The organism is Synechococcus sp. CS-205 (assembly GCF_025128255.1).
Classification (GTDB): domain Bacteria; phylum Cyanobacteriota; class Cyanobacteriia; order PCC-6307; family Cyanobiaceae; genus Regnicoccus_A.
This window is the reverse complement of record NZ_JAHLZB010000024.1, coordinates 160,746-178,817: the sequence shown is the minus strand read 5'-3', so window position 1 is coordinate 178,817 and position 18,072 is coordinate 160,746. Positions and strand designations below refer to the sequence as shown.

15 protein-coding genes are annotated in these 18,072 nt (G+C 67.9%); 3 read left to right on the top strand and 12 right to left on the bottom strand.

The genetic code is table 11. The annotated features are described in order from the left end of the window. Positions 1-89: 89 nt before the first annotated feature. The 4 genes from KQ297_RS06140 to KQ297_RS06125 are packed head-to-tail and all read right to left on the bottom strand — an operon-like array spanning position 90 to position 3,751. A complete protein-coding gene (locus tag KQ297_RS06140) occupies positions 90-941 on the bottom strand; it encodes an ATP adenylyltransferase (RefSeq protein ID WP_259738622.1) in 852 nt (283 codons plus the stop codon). Continuing rightward, positions 928-1,986 carry a SpoIID/LytB domain-containing protein gene (locus tag KQ297_RS06135; protein ID WP_259738621.1) on the bottom strand — a complete coding sequence of 353 codons (1,059 nt, stop codon included), beginning with the start codon at positions 1,984-1,986 and terminating at the stop codon, positions 928-930. Before KQ297_RS06135 ends, KQ297_RS06140 begins: the two co-directional genes overlap by 14 nt. Then, positions 1,908-2,837: a PhzF family phenazine biosynthesis protein gene (locus KQ297_RS06130; protein WP_259738620.1), complete on the bottom strand. Its 930-nt coding sequence runs from the start codon at positions 2,835-2,837 to the stop codon at positions 1,908-1,910. The genes KQ297_RS06135 and KQ297_RS06130 overlap by 79 nt, the downstream gene beginning before the upstream one ends. Then, positions 2,834-3,751, bottom strand: a complete 918-nt coding sequence (locus tag KQ297_RS06125) for an NAD(P)H-dependent glycerol-3-phosphate dehydrogenase (RefSeq protein ID WP_259738619.1) — start codon at positions 3,749-3,751, stop codon at positions 2,834-2,836. Before KQ297_RS06125 ends, KQ297_RS06130 begins: the two co-directional genes overlap by 4 nt. 38 nt (positions 3,752-3,789) lie before the next feature. Between KQ297_RS06125 and KQ297_RS06120 the strand changes: the two genes are divergently transcribed. Further along, positions 3,790-4,572, top strand: a complete 783-nt coding sequence (locus KQ297_RS06120; RefSeq protein WP_399251311.1) for an SDR family oxidoreductase — start codon at positions 3,790-3,792, stop codon at positions 4,570-4,572. Between the two features lie 18 nt (positions 4,573-4,590). Here the strand turns inward: KQ297_RS06120 and KQ297_RS06115 are convergent, their stop codons facing one another. Then, positions 4,591-4,953 carry a DUF2237 family protein gene (locus KQ297_RS06115; RefSeq protein WP_259738714.1) on the bottom strand — a complete coding sequence of 121 codons (363 nt, stop codon included), beginning with the start codon at positions 4,951-4,953 and terminating at the stop codon, positions 4,591-4,593. A 198-nt stretch (positions 4,954-5,151) separates the two neighbouring features. On the opposite strand from KQ297_RS06115, the gene KQ297_RS06110 reads away from it, so the two are divergent. Then, on the top strand, positions 5,152-5,373 hold the full coding sequence (locus KQ297_RS06110) for a hypothetical protein (RefSeq protein WP_185464568.1): 222 nt from the start codon (positions 5,152-5,154) through the stop codon (positions 5,371-5,373). Between the two features lie 37 nt (positions 5,374-5,410). Here the strand turns inward: KQ297_RS06110 and KQ297_RS06105 are convergent, their stop codons facing one another. The 3 genes from KQ297_RS06105 to KQ297_RS06095 form a co-directional block, all read right to left on the bottom strand. Continuing rightward, the gene (locus KQ297_RS06105) at positions 5,411-5,683 is read right to left on the bottom strand and encodes a DUF4090 family protein (RefSeq protein ID WP_259738618.1); all 273 of its coding nucleotides are present in this window, start codon (positions 5,681-5,683) and stop codon (positions 5,411-5,413) included. A 62-nt stretch (positions 5,684-5,745) separates the two neighbouring features. After that, positions 5,746-9,378, bottom strand: a complete 3,633-nt coding sequence (gene metH, locus KQ297_RS06100) for a methionine synthase (protein ID WP_259738713.1) — start codon at positions 9,376-9,378, stop codon at positions 5,746-5,748. A 67-nt stretch (positions 9,379-9,445) separates the two neighbouring features. Continuing rightward, positions 9,446-10,363 (bottom strand): branched-chain amino acid transaminase, encoded by a 918-nt coding sequence (locus tag KQ297_RS06095; RefSeq protein ID WP_259738617.1) that lies wholly within the window; start codon positions 10,361-10,363, stop codon positions 9,446-9,448. 89 nt (positions 10,364-10,452) lie between these two features. Here KQ297_RS06095 and cobN point away from each other — a divergent pair, with 89 nt between their 5' ends. Beyond that, positions 10,453-14,160 carry a cobaltochelatase subunit CobN gene (gene cobN, locus KQ297_RS06090; RefSeq protein ID WP_259738616.1) on the top strand — a complete coding sequence of 1,236 codons (3,708 nt, stop codon included), beginning with the start codon at positions 10,453-10,455 and terminating at the stop codon, positions 14,158-14,160. Between the two features lie 9 nt (positions 14,161-14,169). Here cobN and KQ297_RS06085 read toward each other — a convergent pair whose 3' ends face one another. From KQ297_RS06085 to uvrC, 4 genes are all read right to left on the bottom strand, one after another. Further along, positions 14,170-14,715: a hypothetical protein gene (locus KQ297_RS06085; protein WP_259738615.1), complete on the bottom strand. Its 546-nt coding sequence runs from the start codon at positions 14,713-14,715 to the stop codon at positions 14,170-14,172. A gap of 29 nt (positions 14,716-14,744) precedes the next feature. After that, positions 14,745-15,443: a PHP domain-containing protein gene (locus KQ297_RS06080; RefSeq protein ID WP_259738614.1), complete on the bottom strand. Its 699-nt coding sequence runs from the start codon at positions 15,441-15,443 to the stop codon at positions 14,745-14,747. Next, positions 15,388-15,978, bottom strand: coding sequence for a protoporphyrinogen oxidase HemJ (gene hemJ, locus KQ297_RS06075; RefSeq protein WP_259738613.1), 591 nt, complete (start codon positions 15,976-15,978; stop codon positions 15,388-15,390). Before hemJ ends, KQ297_RS06080 begins: the two co-directional genes overlap by 56 nt. A 105-nt stretch (positions 15,979-16,083) precedes the next feature. Next, positions 16,084-18,069: an excinuclease ABC subunit UvrC gene (gene uvrC, locus KQ297_RS06070; RefSeq protein WP_259738612.1), complete on the bottom strand. Its 1,986-nt coding sequence runs from the start codon at positions 18,067-18,069 to the stop codon at positions 16,084-16,086. Positions 18,070-18,072 lie beyond the last annotated feature (3 nt).

Genomic DNA, 18,072 nt, shown 5'->3' with positions numbered 1-18,072 from the left:
GCTCCTTTTCCAGATACGGACCAACAGCCGGATTCCAGCAACCGTGGAATCACTGAATCCTCCCCAAGACTCCCCTCAGCGCTCAGCCCTCAGGTGTGAGGCGTCAGGCCCTCAGTCCCTGCCGCCACCGCCTGCAACAGGGACCAGGGGCCCTCGCGCTGCAACCAGGCCAGGTCCGAGCGCTCGCTCAGCAGCAGATATCCCGCAAACCCCAGACCATTGACGCTGAACCCGGCCACGTGTTCCCGCTGCCGCCGCACCGTGAGGAACCAGTGGTCACTGAAGATCAGGTTGTAGGGATGGAGGGGCCTGACGTCGCTGGCGGGGTCGCCGAGACCGAGCTCCAGGGCATGGGCCTGGTAGGTGGACGCCAGGTCCTCGGCGCACTCCCCTGGCCGCCGGGGGGTGAGCCGGTAGGCCCAGGGCCAGGATTCCTCATCTCCGGCCGACTGAGCCCTCAGCAGCCCGTCCAGCGGACAGACGATCTGGTCGCCGTGGCGAGGAAGAAGCTGAAGGTGACGGTGGGGCTGACTGGCGCCGGCCTCGGCGCAGCTGTTGAAGAACCACAATCCGCCCGTGTCGGCATCCACCCTGGCCACGGCCGCCCAGTCGCCGCTCTCCAGCCAGCTGGACTGGGGCGCATACTCCTGGGTGATCAGCAGCACATGGCCCGCCTGGACCGGATACTTGTTGAGCAGGAGCAGATGGCTGTCCCCCAGCAGGCGCACCTGGAGCTGGGGGTCCCAGGGGTGGAAGGGGTTGGGCTTCGGTCCCGAGGCCCTCAGGTGCTTCGGGGTGGCGGAGAGCAGCCGGCGCAGGTGGAATGGCTCCCAGCCCTGGGGGGGGATCCACTCCGTTTCCAGGGGAACGAGACTGCCGCCCTCGAGGGCCCCACGGCTGCGCTCCAGCGCCTCGCTCCAGATCCGCTCAGCCCGCTCCACCGATCTGCAACCGCGCCAGGGAGGCTCCCGGGTAGTAGTGGCCGAGGATCTGGTTGTAAGGCTGGCCCTGACGGGCCAGTTGCTGGGCACCCTCCTGGCTCATGCTCGCTCCCAGATGGCCATGGGCTTCCAGGGTGATCTGGGAATTGGCGGCATAGAGGCTCTCCACAATGCCTCCCTGGTAACTGAGGATGAGGCCGTTGGTGCGTTCCGTGGCTTCGCGCGTCCGCGCGCTGACCGATTCCAGCCCTCGGTAGGCCTGCCAGCGGGTCGTGTCTCCCAGGTGCCAGTAGCGGTTGGCGGGCCGTGCCAGATGGGCCAGGGCATAGGAGCGGGCCGCCACCGCCTGGGCCTTGAGGGCTTCCATAGACCAGGAACTGGGCATCTCGGCCCCCACCACCGAGGCGATGTAGCGCTCCAGGGGCAGGTGGTTGATCGGGGTGATGCCGCCGCCCTCACGCAGCAGGCGCAGCCGTCCCTCGTAGGGGAGCCCATTCACCAGCAGGGCGTGGCCACCAGCGCTCTCCAGCCAGAGATCCGCACTGCTCTGAGCGCTCCAGTTGACCGGTTCCCCCCCGCTGCCACGAAGCAGGACCCGACCCTCACCATCCAGCAGACGCCAGGGGCCCCCTGCCGAGAGCGTGGGCCGACCGGCCTGGCGCAGGAGGGCCACCCGCGCTTCCAGGGGCACGGGACGACCAGCGGCCGGCTCCGCAAGCGCCAGCTCCCCGCGGGGAGAGGGTCCCGATGGAGGCGGGGCAGTGCTCACGTCGGCACGACGCGCCTGAATCTCCTGCAGCTGCCGGGCCTCGGCCTGACGGTCGGGGTCGTCGGCGGCGGTGGCCGGCAGCAAGGCCTCCATCACCTTGGCATCGAGGCTGGAGCGGGGCTCGGTGAAGGATTGCTGGGCCAGGAAGCCAAGGCCCAGGGCCACCACACTCAGGGGGGCGGTGACCAGAACGCGGTTCAGGCTGGTCCGGGGAGGCAGCAGCTCCAGTCCACGGGTTCGGCAGCGTCGACACCAGCGCTCAAGCGGCCATCCCACAGCAGTTGCCCCGAACCCGACAGGCGGATCATGCCTGAAGACAGCCGATCGCACACCATTCCGCCACCCCGGGGAGAGGGTTGCCAGCCCACGACCCGATCGCGGCCCAGCAGATCACACCACCAGGGGGCCACCAGGGCGTGGGCCGAGCCGGTGACAGGGTCCTCATTGATGCCGAGGCCCGGTGCCAGGAAACGCAGCTGATAGTCGGCCTTGAGCCCCTGCAGCGCAGGGGCATCAGCGCTGTCCCCCAACGCCTGCATCAGAACCAGACCCTGGCGCAGCTCACCGGGCAACTGCCCCGCGAGGGCCTCCCCGTCAAGGGACGGCAGGTCGAACTCCGGTGGCAGCAGGGCCACCCCGTAGCCCAGGGCCGAGCGCCAGCTGCGCAGCGGCGTCATGCCAAGCAGAGGGCCCAGCTCGACGGACAAGGGCGAGGGCTCCAGACCCGCGGAGGGGAGCACCAGCTGGGCGCAGCCCGCGGCGGCCGGGCTGAGGCTCACCAGCAGCGGCCCGGAGCGGCTGTGCAACCGAGTGGTGCCGCCGGGCTGCAGGAGGCCCCAATGGCCCAGGGCCAGGGCAGAGGCCAGGGTGGCATGGCCGCAGAGCGGCACTTCACAGCTCGGGGTGAACCAGCGAAGGGCCCAGTCTCCTGCGGCTTCAGCCTCAGGCAGAAGGCCCTCGAGAGGCAAAAGAAAAGCCGTCTCCGACTGCCTCAGCTGGGCGGCCACCGCCTGCATCCAGCCGCTCGACGCTGGCCGCGCCAGGGCGACCACAGCAGCTCCATTGCCCTGAAGCGGCCTCTCGGCGAAGGCCGTGATCAGGACGGCAGGCAGACCACCGTCGTTCATCGCTCCTCGGGCTTGAGATCTCGATCCATCAGGGCGCGGACGGCCTCCTGGGGGGTGAAGCGGCCCTCGATCAGGCCCACCACCTGGGCGCAGATCGGCAAAAGGGCCTCGCCTCCATCGGCCATGGCGAGAGCCGCCACGGCCGTTGATGGACCCTCCACCGTGGCGCCGATGGCCTGGATCGCCTGCTCGGCGGTGAGTCCTTCGGCGAGGTGCACCCCGAAGCGATGGTTGCGGCTGAGGCGACTGTTGGCCGTGGCCAGCAGATCCCCCAGTCCGGCCAGGCCGTAGAGGGTGTCGGACTCACCACCCAGCTGCTGACTGAGGCGGCCCATCTCCGCCAGCCCGCGGGTGAGCAGCGCGGCCTTGGCGTTGGCACCCAGGCCCAGGCCGTCGCAGACTCCCGCGGCCACGGCCATCACATTCTTGAGGGCACCGGAGAGTTCGGTGCCGATCGGATCGGTATTGGTGTAGAGGCGCAGCTGCTGGCTGCTGAGTTCCAGCTGCAGGGCCTGGGCCAGATCGGAGTGGGACGAGGCCAGCACACTGGCCGCAGGCAGACCGCCATCCAGCTCTCCGGCCAGGTTCGGCCCACTCAGCACCAGGCTGCGGAGGTTGGGGATCGAGCGCTGCCAGAGCTGTGAGGCGGTGAGCCTGAGACGCTGGTTCAGGCCCTTGGTGCAGCTGATCAGGGGCAGCCCCGATGGCCACTGAGAGGAGAGCCGCTGGGAAAGCTCCGGTACGCCGGCCATGGCGACGGCGCACAGCATCAGATCCTGATCCGCCAGCAGATCGGCAGGATCACCCCCGTCGCGGCGCGACCAGCCGCTGAGCTTGTGGCCAGCCTGCCGGAACACCTGGTGAAGGGAGCGGCCCCAAGCCCCCTGCCCGAAGATGCCGATGCGCAAAGCCATCGGCCCATCATGGGCCACCCTCCCTGTTGGTCCCGCCGATGTCCATGCCCGCCGAAGGAGCACCGGCCCCTGAAGGCGGCCTCGATCTGGCCCACTGGCAGGGGGATGCCCTGGTGGTGGGCTGCGGAGGCATCGGCATGGCGTTGCTCCAGGCTCTGTCCCAACGGGCCCCAGGGCTGAGGCTCTGGGCCACGAGCCGGCGGGAATGCTCCCCAGGAAGGCTGATGCCACCAGGCCGGGTGCTGCCCCTCGACATCACAGACGACACCAGCCTCTCGGCCTGCGCGAGGCAGCTGCAGGCGGAGGATGTGCGCCTGCGGCTGGTGATCAACACCGCCGGCCTGCTCCATGACGGCGGCCTGCGACCGGAGAAACGGCTGCAACAGCTGGAGCGCGTCTCCCTCGAGCGTCTGTTCAGCGTCAACGCCTACGGCCCGGTGCTGCTGGCACGGGCCCTGGAGCCCCTGCTGCCCCGCCGGGGGCCCGTGCACTTCGCCAGCCTTTCGGCGCGGGTGGGCAGCATCGGCGACAACCGGCTGGGGGGCTGGTACGGCTACCGGGCCGCCAAGGCGGCCCAGAACCAGTTGCTGCGCTGCCTGGCCCTGGAATGGGAACGACGGCTGCCCCAGGCCTGCGTCACCTTGCTGCATCCGGGCACCACCGCCACGGCCCTCTCCGCACCTTTCCGCAGCTCGGTGCCGGCGGAGCGACTGTTCAGCCCGGAGCGGGCCGCCAACCACCTGATCGACGTGCTGGCGGCCCAGACGCCCGCCCACTCCGGGCGCTTCCTGGCCTGGGACGGGACGAGCATTCCCTGGTGACCATTCAATACTGAGGGCTCAACCCTCGGGCGAAGGGGCCTCGCCGAAAGACTGGAGCAGCTCCAGAGGGATCAACTCCAGGGTGGACGCTTCGGTGGCCTCCAGCCGCACCGGTGGAGCCACGCCGTCGTCGTGGGCCTCCAGCCAGCGGGCGGCGCAGACGCACCAATGGTCTCCGGCCTTGAGGCCGGCAAATCCGTAGGCGGGCCTGGGGGTGCTCAGATCATTGCCCTGGGACAGGGAGTAACGCAGAAACAGGTCGGTGACGACGCAGCAGACCGTGTGGCGTCCATGGTCCGAGGGATCAGTGCGGCAGTGGCCATCGCGGAACCAGCCCGTCATCGGCTCGCAGCCACAGACGACCAGAGGCTCTCCCAGCACATTCCGCGTTTGAAGGCCTGGGGCTGACGACGACTGATCCACGTGAAATCCAGGACATGACAGCTGAGTCTGACCATTCGCAGGCACGAAATCCAGCCGGGAGGTTGACGGATTCGGGGGGGCAGGCGTTAAAGGTCATTGAGCCGTGGTGCTGGAAGGCCTCCTTCTGCCGCCCTTCCGCCTTGCCTTCACACCTTCATGAGCTGGGATTTCGCCGAAGATGCAGCCTTCATGGCCCTGCATGACGCCTTCAGGGAAAGCGGTGAAACCTCCGCCATGGAATTCCTCGCCCATGGCGAAGGCGCCTTTCACTTCCAGGAACTCCTTCAGAATGCAGCCGGTGAAGGATTCGATCTGAGCGACTCCACCGATCTGGAGGCTTTCCAGCAGGAGGTGATCGACAGCCTGGAATCCCTCTGAGCTCCAGTGCCGGGCCAGGCGGCGCAATGGCGCAGCCTCAGCCGTAGAAGAAGTCGATCTCCTTGGACTTGAGCCCTTCCCAGCCGGCAGCCTTGAGACGAGCATCAAGGCTGGCCTGATCCAGGTGCTTCGAGCCGGTCTTCACCACCCGGTTGCGCATCGACTTGCGCACGCCGCTGCGGGCCCGCTGCGATTCGAGCAGCATCACCTCGTTGTAGAGGCTGAGCATCTCAGGAGGGATGGGACTCCCATCGAGATCGACGCCCGCGGCGATCGCCGCATCAACACCATCAGGACCGGCAATCGCCATGGAAAGACAGGCAAGGAACGCCTCAGCCTGCCATCGCCTCGGACGAGCGGCCTTCAGCGGCCTCAGGCACTGAAATAGCGGGCGCGGCTGTGCACCGCCACCAGGGCCGTGGTGCTCTGCTCGGGCTCAAGCTGATCGCTTTCGTCCATGCTCAGTCCGATGCTGCCAGCATCGAGCCAGGCCAGCTGCTGCCGGGAATCGGCCACGTTGGGGCAGGCCGGGTAGCCGAAGGAATAGCGGCTGCCGCGGTAGCGCTGGGCCAGCACGTCGCGCAGGGTCGAGGGTTCTTCTTCGGCGAAGCCCAGCTCCCGGCGGATGCGGGCGTGGGTCCACTCCGCCAGCGCCTCGGCCATTTGCACGCCCAGCCCGTGGAAGTAGAGGTAGTCGGTGTAGCGATCGGCGGCGAAGAGCTCACGGGCGAAGGCGCTGGCCTGTTCGCCCATGGTCACCGCCTGCATCGGCAGCACATCACTGGGCCCGCCCTCCCTGAGATCACGGAAGAAATCGGCGATGCAGTAGCGGTTGCCGCCCCGCTGACGGGGCAGCTCGAAGCGGCCGAGCACCTGAGTGGTGTTCACGGGATCGAAGACCACCAGCGCATTGCCATCGCGGCCGCAGGGGAAATAGCCATAGGCGACCCGGGGCGTGAGCAGGGCCTCCCCCTGGCAACGCTCGATCCAGCTCTGCAGCACCGGCTCGGCCTTGTCCACCAGCATCGCCTCGTAGGCCTGACGACTCTGTTCCTGGCTCTTGCGCAGCTGCCACTGGCCGGCGAAGAGGGCGTTGCGATCGAGGTAGGCGAACACCTCATCGAGCGGAATCTCACCCTCATGGATCAGACGACTGCCCAGAAAGGGAGGTTCCACGGCGGGCTCCTCCGGCACCGCCGCCGAGCGATCGCTGGTGATTTCGGGGGCGCCGGCTTTTGCGGGCGTGGGCTGATCGTCCACACTTACCCCTTCAGGGGCGGTGGCTCTGGGCTCAGCCGCTGGCTCGAGCTCCACCTCCAGGCCCAGACCCGCAGGGGCACCGGCCAGGAATCCGAGCTGGTCATCCCACTGACCGGCCTTGCGGGCGTCCGAGAGCGCATCCATGAAGCGCAGATCAGCGAAGGCATCGCGGCCATAGATCACCTGGCCGTTGTAGACAGAGCGGCAATCCTTCTGTACGAAGCGGGGAGTGAGGGCTGCTCCGCCGAGGATCACCGGAGCGGTGATGCCCGCCTCGTTGAAGGCCTGGAGATTGTCTTTCATGAATGCTGTGGATTTCACCAGCAGCCCACTCATGGCGATGCAGTCTGCCTGGTGCAGCCGCTGGGCTTCGATGATGGCCTCCACCCCCTGCTTGATGCCGAGATTGATCACTTCATAACCATTATTCGTCAGGATGATGTCAACCAGATTCTTCCCGATATCGTGCACATCGCCCTTAACGGTGGCGATCAGGAATTTTGCCTTGGCACTGCTCTCTCCCTCCACCTTCTCCATGTGGGGCTCGAGATAGGCCACCGCCGCCTTCATCGTTTCAGCGCTCTGAAGCACGAACGGGAGTTGCATCTGTCCGGAGCCGAACAGCTCCCCCACCACCTTCATGCCATCGAGCAGAAAGGTGTTGATGATCTGAAGCGGTGGGTGGTTGGCCATGGCCTCCTCAAGGGCCGGCTCCAGTCCGATGCGCTCGCCATCGATGATGTGTTGGCGCAGCCGTTCCTCCACGGGCAGATCGGCCAGGCTGGGGCCTGACGCCCTGGCCTCCTTGGCGCTCACCCCCTCAAACAGTCCGGTGAGAACCGTGAGCGGGTCGTAGGTGCAGATCGCGCCCACCTGCTCCGACTCGAAACGACGGCGGTCGTGGATCAGATCCCGGCAGACCTGCTGATGCTCCTCACTGATCTTGGCAAGCGGCAGGATCTTGGCAGGGCTGACGATGGCGGCATCCATGCCGGCTTCACAGCAGTCGTGCAGGAAGACGGAATTGAGCACGATCCGTGCGGCGGGGGAGAGCCCGAAGCTCACATTGCTCACCCCCAGAACCACATGAACTCCGGGCAGACTGGCGCGAATCCTGCGGATGGCTTCGATCGTGGCGACGGCATTGCGGCGATCTTCCTCGATGCCTGTGGAGATGGGCAGAGCCAGGGGGTCGTAGAAGATCTCATGGGCCGGGATTCCATACTCGAGGGCGTCCCGGTAGGCCCGTTGGGCAATGGCGAATTTTCGCTCAGCTGTGCGGGCCATGCCCTCCTCGTCGATGGTTCCCACCACCACGCCCGCGCCATAGCGGCGAGCCAGCTCCAACACCTTGAAGAAGCGCTCATCGCCGTCTTCGTAGTTGGTGGAGTTGAGGATGCACTTGCCTCCAGCCACCTTGAGGCCGGCTTCCATCTTCTGCCACTCCGTTGAATCCAGCATCAACGGAAGATTCACATTGGTGACCAGGCGACTGACCAGGTCGTGCATGTCTTTCTCGCCATCGCGGCCGACATAGTCGACGTTGACATCGAGAACATGGGCATTCTCCTTGATCTGGCCGCGGGCGAGGGCCACCAATCCATCCCAGTCCTCGGCATTGAGCAGATCACGCGCCTTTCGAGAGCCGCTGGCATTGAGCCGCTCGCCGATGATCAGGAAGGAGTTGTCCTGGTGATACGGCGTGATGCCGTAAATCGAGGCCGCCGCCGGTTCGCACTGCAGGGCCGGCCGCTGCCGCCGTTGCTCCGGCAGCCGCACCGGGCGGGGTCTGGGGTGGAGATCCACCGCCAGCTCGGCGAGAGCCGCGATGTGGCTGGGGGTGGTGCCGCAGCAACCACCGATCACCTGGACCCCAAGGTCCTCAACGAAATGCAGCAGCTGCAGCCGCAGTTCCAGGGGGGTGAGACGGTAATGGGCCACGCCTCCCACGTTCTCCGGAAGTCCGGCGTTGGGAATGCAACTGATCACGAACGGAATGTGCTCGCTCAGATAGCGGATGTGCGCCTTCATCTGCTCCGGACCGGTAGCGCAGTTGAGGCCGAGCACATCGATCGGGAAGGGCTCCAGGATCGAGACCACCGCGGCGATGTCCGAGCCCACCAGCATCGTGCCGGTGGTTTCCATCGTGACCGAAACCATCAACGGCCTTCGCTCGCCAGCGGCCTCGAAGGCCTCCTCCAGTCCCTGAAGCGCCGCTTTGATCTGCAGCACATCCTGGCAGGTCTCCACGATGAACAGATCGACATCGCCGGCCAGCAATCCCGCCGCCTGCTCACGGAAGGAGGCCTTCATCGTGTCGAAGTCGATGTGGCCCAGGGTGGGCAACTTCGTGGTGGGGCCCATCGAGCCCGCCACGAAACGGGGCTTGGCGGGGGTGCTGTAGCGGTCGGCCATCTCACGGGCCAGCTCAGCGGCCCGCTGGTTGAGGGCGAAGGCCTGATCCTCGAGTCCGTATTCCGCCAGCACAATCGAGGCGGCACCGAAGGTATCGGTTTCGATCACATCGCAGCCCACCTCGAGAAACTGACGGTGCACCGCCTGCACGACATCGGGGCGGGTGATCACCAGGTTCTCGTTGCAGCCCTCGAGGGCTGCGCCGCCGAAATCCTCGGCATTCAGATCCATCTGCTGCAGCGAGGTGCCCGTGGCGCCGTCAAAAACCAGCACAGGACGGCCAGGGCCATGGAGGTGCTCCAGGAACCCGATCCTCTGGGTCCCCGTCATCGCTGCCGCCGCCGTCCCGCCTGCCAGTGCCGTCATCGCGTGATCGTGCCAGCAATCATTCTAGAAATCAGTCGCGCAGGCGGATGCGGGTGACCCAGTGGTCATAGCTGGGGTCGTTGCCCATGGTGATCCGGGTGAGGCGCTCCCGCAGCAGTTCCATCACGGGGCGCTCCGTGGGGAGATCGGTGGTCTCCACGCGGCGCACCGGAGTCACCCGGGCCGCGGTGCCGCTGAGGAACACCTCCTCGGCCACGAACAGCTCGGTCTTGTCGACCGCCCGCTCGAGCACGGGGATGTCGAGGGAGCGGGCCAGTTCCAGGATGCTGGCGCGGGTGATGCCCTCGAGGATGTCCTGGTCGACCCCGGGGGTGATCAGCACGCCATCGCGCACGATGAACAGGTTCATGCCGCTGGCCTCGCTGACCTTGCCGCGGCTGTTGAGCAGCAGGGCCTCATCGAAGCCGCTCTTCACCGCCTCGGTCTTGGCCAGGGAGCTGGTGATGTAGGCCCCGCTGATCTTGCCGCGCAGGGGCAGGGAGCGATCTTCCTGACGGGTCCAGCTGCTGACACGGCAGCTGACCCCATCGGGGGAGAGGTAGTCCCCCAGTTCGATGCCGTAGATCAGAAAATCGGTCTCGATGTCGTGCAGGCGCGGCGCGATGCCGAGATCACTGGTGTAGACGAACGGCCTCAGGTAGATCGGTGTGGTGGGTCGGTTGGCCTGAAGGAAGGCTTCGATGGCACTCAGGATCGTGCTCTCGTCCAGTTCCGTCAGCAGCAGGCGGGCGCTCTGGCTCAGCCGGCGGGCGTGGCGGTCGGCACGGAAGAGCAGGATTTCAGCCGGATCGGCTGGATTGGGCAACGCCCGCATCCCCCCGAAGGCCCCGGTGCCGTAGTGCAGGGCGTGGGTGGCCACCGACAGGGTGGCCTCCGCAAACGGAACGCAACCGCCTTGGAACCAGGCATAGGGAAGAAACTTCTGCATGCGGAGACGCTTGGGATGGGGGAGGGGCGGGCGGCACCGCACCGTGGACGGGCCTCGATCTTCTCACCGTCAGGAACGAGGATGGATCGATGCATCGGCTTGCGGCAGTTCCCGGCGCCACCGGCGAAACGGATGGTCCCCTCTTCGTGGAGCAACCCTCCGCGCCCCTGTTGTTGCTCAGCAGCGCCGACACCGACCTGACCACCCTGGCTGGCCTGCTGGGCGACGAACCGACGCTGCTCAGCCAGGAGGTCCGCGGCCTCAACCTCGCGGCCCTGGATCACCCGGCCGTGATCGACCACTACCTGGCCTCCAGCCTGGAGGACACCCAGCTGGTGCTGGTCCGCCTGCTGGGGGGACGGGGTCACTGGAGCTATGGCCTCGAGCAACTGCGCCACTGGGCGGACGGCCCTGGCCGCCAGCTGATCGTGGTGGCGGGCACCAGGGAGGAGGAGGGCGACCTGGCAGGCCTGGGCAACGTGGCTCCAGCCCTGGCGGTGGCGATCGGCCGCTGCCTGCGGGAAGGGGGGCGCGTGAACCTGCGCCGGGTGCTGCTCTGCCTCGCCGCCCTCCTGGATGGGAAGCGACCGGAGCCGCCCCTGGCGGCCCCTCTGCCCGATCCCGCCCCCCACGACTGGCGGGCGGATCCCGGGCCCCGCATCGGCCTGGTGCTTTACCGCGCCCTGCTGCAGGCGGGCGACACGTCCCTGGCGGAGGCCACCCTGGCCGCCCTGCGCCGACGGGGCCTCTGTCCCAGGGCCCTCTGGGTGAGCGGCCTGCGCGAGGCCGGGGTGCAGCGCGGTGTGGCTGACCTGCTGGAGCGCGAAGGGGTGCAGGCCGTGCTCTGCACCACCTCCTTCGCCTCGGTGCAGTTCGAGGAGGCGGGCCTGGGTGCACCGCTCTGGGAGGCCCTGAACGTGCCGGTGCTGCAGTTGCTCTGCAGCAGCTCCAGCCGCGAACGCTGGGAGAGCAGCAGCATCGGCCTGGGACCGCTCGACCTGAGTCTGCAGGTGGCGCTGCCGGAGCTTGATGGTCGCCTCACCACCCGGGTCGGGGCGTTCAAGCAGGCGGCGGAGCGGGCCGATGCCCGGCTGACCACTGCCCTGCATCACTACGTGCCGGATGAGGAGCGCCTCGACTGGATCGCCCGTCTGGTGGGGGCCTGGGTGAGCCTGCGGGAAACAGCCCCTGCGCTGCGGCGCCTGTCGCTGGTGCTCGCCAACTACCCCACGCGCAACAGCCGCCTGGCCAACGGCGTCGGCCTCGATACCCCCGCAAGTGCGGCGGCCATGCTGCATTGGCTGGCCGCCGCCGGTTACCAGCTGGGGGAGGCCGACGCAGCCCTGCCGCACGATGGCCAGGAGCTGATCGAGCAGCTGCTGGCAGGCCGCAGCAACGATGCTGAGAGCGGCCACCGGCCGCCCCTGGACCACCTCCCCCTGGCCACCTATCAGCGCTGGTACGGCGGCCTGCCGCAGGAGGGACGGGAGCTGATCGAGCGGCGCTGGGGCCCGGCCGATCAGGACAGTGGGCTGGAAACCACCCCGAGCGGTGCCGGTTTCCCGATCCGGGGTCTGCGCTTCGGCCACGTCCATGTGCTGATCCAGCCGGAGCGGGGCTACGACCGCGACCCCAGCCTCACCTACCACAGCCCGGATCTGCCGCCCACCCACGCCTACCTGGCCCAGTACCTCTGGCTGCGGGAGGTGGAGCGATCCCAGCTGGTGGTGCACGTGGGCAAGCACGGCAACCTGGAGTGGCTGCCCGGCAAGGGGCTGGGGCTCTCAGACCGGTGTTTCCCCGAATGGGCCCTGGGGCCCATGCCCCACCTCTATCCCTTCATCGTCAACGATCCCGGCGAAGGGTCCCAGGCCAAGCGCCGCGCCCAGGCCGTGATCCTCGACCATCTCACCCCACCCCTGGGACGGGCGGGGCTGCACGGACCGCTCCAGGCCCTGGAGGCCCTGCTCGATGAGTACTGGGAGGCGTGCCAGCTGGGCAGCGAGCGGAGAGATCCCCTGCGCCAGCGGCTGGCCGAGACCCTCGAAACCCTGGAGCTGCCCCTGGAGGCGGGCGATCTGGAGGGCCGCATCGATCGGGCCGATGGCTACCTCTGCGAGCTCAAGGAGGCCCAGATCCGCACCGGCCTGCACACCTTCGGCCGGCTGCCCTCTCAGGAACCCCTGCTGGAGCTGCTGCTGTGCCTGGCGCGGCCGCCCCTGGCCGAAGGGCCCGGGCTGACCCAGGCGCTGGCCCGGGACCTGGGGCTGGCGCTCGACCCCTGGGCGGACCCGGAGGAGGAGCCCCTGGATCCGGTCGATCGGCAGCTGCTGCTCTCAGCCGTTGCAGCACCGGAGCCTGCCGACGGGGCCTGTCGCCGGATCGGTGATGGGGTGGCCCTGCTGGAGGACTGGGCCCTGCAACTGCTGCGGCCTCTGCTGGTGGACCCCCTGGCGGCCCTCCCCCCCTGCGGCGCCATCACCCGCTCTGTGCTGGAGCGGGTCCGCGGCGATCTGCTCCCTCGACTGCTGCGTTGCGGCGACGCCGAGCGGCAGGCCTTTCTGGCGGGGGTGGCGGGGGAGCGGATCGCCGCCGGGCCTTCCGGAGCCCCCACCCGCGGCCGACCCGACCTGCTGCCCACCGGCCGCAACTTCTACAGCGTCGATCTGCGCGGACTGCCCAGCGAAGCGGCCTGGGACCTGGGCCGGCGCAGCGCCGAGTTGCTGCTGGAGCTGCATCTGCAGGAGGAGGGCGACGACCTGCGCCACCTGGCGCTCTCGGTCTGGGGCACCGCCACCATGCGCAACGGCGGGGAAGACATCGCCCAGACCCTGGCGCTGATGGGTGTGAGGCCCGTCTGGGATGGACCCACCCGGCGGATGGTGGACCTGGAGATCATCCCGCTCTCCCTGCTGGGGCGCCCCCGGGTGGATGTGACCCTGCGCATCTCCGGGCTGTTCCGGGATGCCTTCCCCCAGCTGGTGGGCTGGGTCAACCGGGCCACCGCCCTGGTGGGGGGCCTGCAGGAACCGGAGCCGGATAATCCCCTGGCGGCAGCTCTGCGCCGCGAGGGCCACTGCGCCAGGGTCTACGGATCAGCCCCCGGGGCCTACGGCGCTGGACTGCAGGGGCTGATCGACAGTGGCCAGTGGGTGGAGCGCAGCGATCTGGGCGAGGCGTATCTCAACTGGAGCGGCTGGCGCTACGAGGGCAGCGGCGAGGCGATTGCCGACCGCGGCGGGCTGGAGCAACGGCTGCGCCAGGTGCAGGTGGTGCTGCACAACCAGGACAACCGGGAGCATGATCTGCTTGATTCCGACGACTACTACCAGTTCCAGGGTGGGCTGAGCGCGGCCACGGAGCGGGTGCGGGGGTCGGCTCCGGCCCTCTGGTTCGGCGATCACTCCCGAAGCCAGCGACCGCGTGTTCATCGGCTGGAGCGGGAACTCGACAAGGTGCTGCGCTCGAGGGTGCTCAATCCCCGCTGGATCGAGGGGATGCGCGCCCATGGCTACAAGGGGGGGTTCGAGCTGGCCGCCAGCCTCGATTACCTCTTCGCCTACGACGCCAGCACCGGACGGGTGCCTGACTGGAGCTACGGCGCCATCTGCGACACCTGGCTGGGGGATGAGGGGCTGCTGGCCTTCCTGCGCCAGGCCAACCCCTGGGCACTGCGCGACATGGCCGAGCGGCTGCTGGAAGCCCACAACCGCCAGTTGTGGGAAGGGGCAGGCCCGGAACAACTGGAGCGGCTGAGGCAGCTGGTGCTCAGCAGTGAGAGCCTGGTGGAGGGTTGAGGCTGCAGATCAGGAGTTGATCTCCTTGGCCATGTCCTTGAACGGGTCGATGGCACCGGGCTTGGCCTGCTGGCGGCTGATGGCCGGCTGGCCTTCGCTTGAACTGCCGTCGGGCTTGCGAGCGGCGGGCGCCGTACCACCGGCGGCGTTCACACCACCCACGGCGGCACCACGCAGCCGATTGCTCAGCTCGGCCGAGCTCATCTTCTCGACAAAGGTCTTCTTGACCGGCTTGGGCACTCCGCCACTGGGGCTGCTGGTGGCAGCGCTGACCTCGGTGCCGGGGAGGCCGGTGCTGGCTTTCTCGAGCCGTGCGGCCATCGAATCCACTTCCTGGATCATTTCCTTGCCGCCGGGGTTGTCGGCGTTGCCGGGGAAGGTGTGGCGGATCTTGTTCGAACGGCGCATGAACTTGACATCGCCCAGGCTGCTGGAGGCGTCTGGATCGAGGTAGAAGCTCTCTTCCTGCTTCGCCTTGGCCGGTTTCTCCCTGGCGGCCTTGGACGAAAAGGCTCCTTCGGAGCGGTTGCCGAGCAGACGATCAAGCAGACCCATGGTCAGGGAACGGAAACCTATGAACGAGCCTAGCGGCCACCGAGCCCCAGCCCATGGGTATCAGTACCGCAACTTGTCAGCAATCCCAGCCGACTCAGCTGGGCCGCGATCGCATCGCACACCAGAGGAGACGGGCGCCAGCGCTGCCCTTGTTCGTAGTCGTAGAAGGCCTCAGCGCCATCGAAGCCCAGCTCGGCCGCCGCCGCGATCAGCAGGTGGTAGGGCAGCCGATAGCGGGCGGGGTGGGCCAGCAGGGCCAGTCCGCCGGCGGCATGGATCGCGCGGCGGACGGCTTCGGCCCGCAGCGCCTTGCCCACCACGGCGCTGCCCTGGAGGTAGGGGCCCAGGGCGGGGTGATCCGGGTCGAAGCCAAGGCCGAGCACATGAACCAGGCAGCCCTCCAGCAGGCAGCTGATCTCCACCCCGCTCCAGAGGGTGGGAACCCCCAGGCCCCGCTCCCTGTGCTGCGCCAATCGTCGGCGAAGCGGTGCCAGGGCCGCGACGCTGTGGTGATCGGTCACCGCGAAGTGCTCAAGACCCAGATCCACCGCCTGGTCCGCCAGCCCCTCCGGCTGGAGGCTGCCGTCGCTGCAGATGGTGTGGCAGTGAAAGTTGAGCCGCCCGGGGCAACAGGAGGCTCCCACCCCCTGGAGCACGGGCACCAGAGGATGCTCAGGCACCACCGGCGAGGACCTCCTGCTCCAGGCGCAGCCGCCGCCAGCGGGCATAGAACTGGATCGAGCCGGCCATCGCCACCACCAGGGCCACCAGGAACCAGGTGGCCGCTCCGGTGGGGAACTGCCCCTTGAACACCACCAGCATCACCACCAGCACCAGCATCAGGGTGGGCAGCTCGTTGAGGGCCCGCAGCTGCCGACCGCTCCAGCGGCAGGTTCCCTGGCTCAGCTGACCCATCAGGCGATAGCAGAACCAGTGATAGACGAGCAGGGCCACCACCACGGCAAGCTTGGCGTGCATCCAGCCCTGCTGCAGCCAGGCGGGCTGGGCGATCAGCAAGCCCGCTGCCATGACCACGGCCACCACCATCCCCGGGGTGGTGATGATGCCGGCCAGCCGGCGCTCCATCAGGGCGTACTGCGCCTGAAAGGCGCTGCGCACAGGGTCCTCCAGCCCCTCGGCCTCCACGTGATAGATGAACAGGCGCACGAGGTAGAAGAGCCCGGCGAACCACACCACGACCCCCACGATGTGCAGGGTCTTGAACCAGAGATAGGCCTCCGGGGGAAGGGCCGGGAGCGTCATCAGGGCAGGGAAGGGCAGTGCCTCAAGTTAGGGGAATCCGCCACCGGGCTTGGCGGGCTCGCGGTCAGAGCATGCCGCGATGGCGATGGCTGAGCAAAGGCTGGGTCAGCCCCGGCCGACGAGCCCCTTGAGCGGCTGGCTCGAGGATTCGCCGCCGGAATCCTGCTCGTGGTCGCTGGGATGGAAGTAGCTCCACACCTGCTGGGCCAGGGCCGGACCCACCCCTGGGGCCTTGGCGATCTGCTCGGGGCTGGCCAGCTGGATGGCATCGATCGAGCGGAAATGGGCCAGCAGGTCCTTGACCCGCTTGGGACCCAGCCCCGGAATCTCCGAGAGCCGCGAGCGCTTCATCCGCTCCCCCCGCTGCTGGCGGTGGAAGCTGACCGCGAAGCGGTGGGCCTCGTCGCGCAGCCGCCGCAGCAAAAGCAGCCCCAGCTGGTCAGGCTCGCTCTCCAATGGCTGGCTGGCACCGGGCAGAAACACCTCCTCCCGCTGCTTGGCCAGGGAGCAGACCACCAGCTCCTCGTGCAGATCCAGCTCGCGCAGGGCCTCCATCACCGCCGAAAGCTGGCCCTTGCCGCCATCGATCATGACCAGATCAGGCCAGTCGCCCAGACCGCCGGTATGCAGGGCGGTGTCGGTGCTGCGGCGCAGCTGCCCCAGGTCGGCCCCCTCGGCCTTGGCCTGCGACCAGCGGCGAAAGCGGCGGCGCATGATCTCCGCCATCGCCATGAAGTCGTCGCTGTGGCCGGCTCTGATGCTGCTGCTCTGAATCCGGTACTTGCGGTAGTGCTGCTTGGCCGGCAGCCCGTCGACGAACACCACCTGGGAGGCCACCGCATCACTGCCCTGGATGTGGCTGATGTCGTAGCCCTCGATGCGGCGGGGCGGCTGGGGCAATTCCAGCAGCTGGGCCAGATCTTCATTGGCCAGCTGATGCTGCTCGGCGCTGCGCTGGGCCCGGCTGAGCTCGAAGGCCGCGTTGCGCTCCACCAGTTCGATCAGCTCGGCCTTCGCCTGGCGCTGCGGGTGCAACACCCGCACCTTCCGGCCCCGACGTTCGCTCAACCACTCCTGGACAAGCTCCTGATTGGGCAGGGTGACCTGCACCAGCACCTCGGGGGGGATCTCCACCGGCTCCACCTGGGCGTAGTGCTCCTCGAGCACCCGCTGCAGGATCGCCCCGGGGCTGGCGATCGAGGCCTCCGCGGTGTAGCCCAGCCGTCCCACCAGCCGACCGGCCCGCATCTGAAAGAGCTGCACCGCCGCCAGCCGGTGATCAGCCGCCAGGGCCAGCACATCCCGTGACACCGAGGCGTCGGGAAGGGTCATCTTCTGCTCGGCCGTGAGCTGCTCGAGGCCCTGCAGCTGATCGCGCACCCGGGCGGCCTGCTCGTAATCCTGACGCTCGGCATAGCGCTCCATCTGGCCGCGCAGCAGCTCCAGCAGCTCGTCGCTGCGACCCTGGAACACCATCGCCACCTTGCGCAGCGTCTGCTGATAGGCCTCGGGGCTGATCTTCTCCTGGCACACCCCCGGGCATCGGCCGATGTCGAAGTTGAGGCAGGTGCGATCGCGGTAGAGGGGCTGGGGCCTCTGGCGCAGGGGAAACACCCGTTTCACCAGAAAGAAGGTGCGCCGCAGCAGGCCCACGTCCACATAGGGCCCGTAGAAACGGTCGAGCGGGCTGCGCAGGCGCCGCCGCCGTGTGATGAAGATGCGCGGGTAGGGCTCGCTCCAGGTGATGCAGAGGTAGGGGTATTTCTTGTCGTCCTTGAGCAGTACGTTGAAGTGCGGCTGGTGGGCCTTGATCAGGTTGGACTCAAGCGCCAGCGCCTCGGCTTCACTGTCGGTGACGATGAATTCGATCTCGCAGACCTGACGCACCATCAGATGGATGCGGGGGCTCAGATCATGCGAATCGCGGAAGTAACTGCGCACACGGCTGCGCAGACTCTTCGATTTGCCGATGTAGAGAATGCGGTCGTCGACGTCGCGCATCAGGTAACAACCCGGTTCGGCGGGCAGCTCCCTGAGGCGCTGGCTGAGGCGATCGGGATCGGTCAACAGGGGCTGGGCGATGCGGCCCATGGC

Coding starts and splice junctions, on each gene's coding strand:
- KQ297_RS06105 (WP_259738618.1), bottom strand. CDS start 5,683: ATGGCGATTGCCGGTCCTGATGGTGTTGATGCGGCGATCGCCGCGGGC.
- KQ297_RS06120 (WP_399251311.1), top strand. CDS start 3,790: ATGTCCATGCCCGCCGAAGGAGCACCGGCCCCTGAAGGCGGCCTCGAT.
- cobN (WP_259738616.1), top strand. CDS start 10,453: ATGCATCGGCTTGCGGCAGTTCCCGGCGCCACCGGCGAAACGGATGGT.
- KQ297_RS06130 (WP_259738620.1), bottom strand. CDS start 2,837: ATGAACGACGGTGGTCTGCCTGCCGTCCTGATCACGGCCTTCGCCGAG.
- uvrC (WP_259738612.1), bottom strand. CDS start 18,069: ATGGGCCGCATCGCCCAGCCCCTGTTGACCGATCCCGATCGCCTCAGC.
- KQ297_RS06085 (WP_259738615.1), bottom strand. CDS start 14,715: ATGGGTCTGCTTGATCGTCTGCTCGGCAACCGCTCCGAAGGAGCCTTT.
- metH (WP_259738713.1), bottom strand. CDS start 9,378: ATGACGGGGACCCAGAGGATCGGGTTCCTGGAGCACCTCCATGGCCCT.
- hemJ (WP_259738613.1), bottom strand. CDS start 15,978: ATGACGCTCCCGGCCCTTCCCCCGGAGGCCTATCTCTGGTTCAAGACC.
- KQ297_RS06110 (WP_185464568.1), top strand. CDS start 5,152: ATGAGCTGGGATTTCGCCGAAGATGCAGCCTTCATGGCCCTGCATGAC.
- KQ297_RS06125 (WP_259738619.1), bottom strand. CDS start 3,751: ATGGCTTTGCGCATCGGCATCTTCGGGCAGGGGGCTTGGGGCCGCTCC.
- KQ297_RS06080 (WP_259738614.1), bottom strand. CDS start 15,443: ATGCCCGCTGGCGGCGGCTGCGCCTGGAGCAGGAGGTCCTCGCCGGTG.
- KQ297_RS06095 (WP_259738617.1), bottom strand. CDS start 10,363: ATGCAGAAGTTTCTTCCCTATGCCTGGTTCCAAGGCGGTTGCGTTCCG.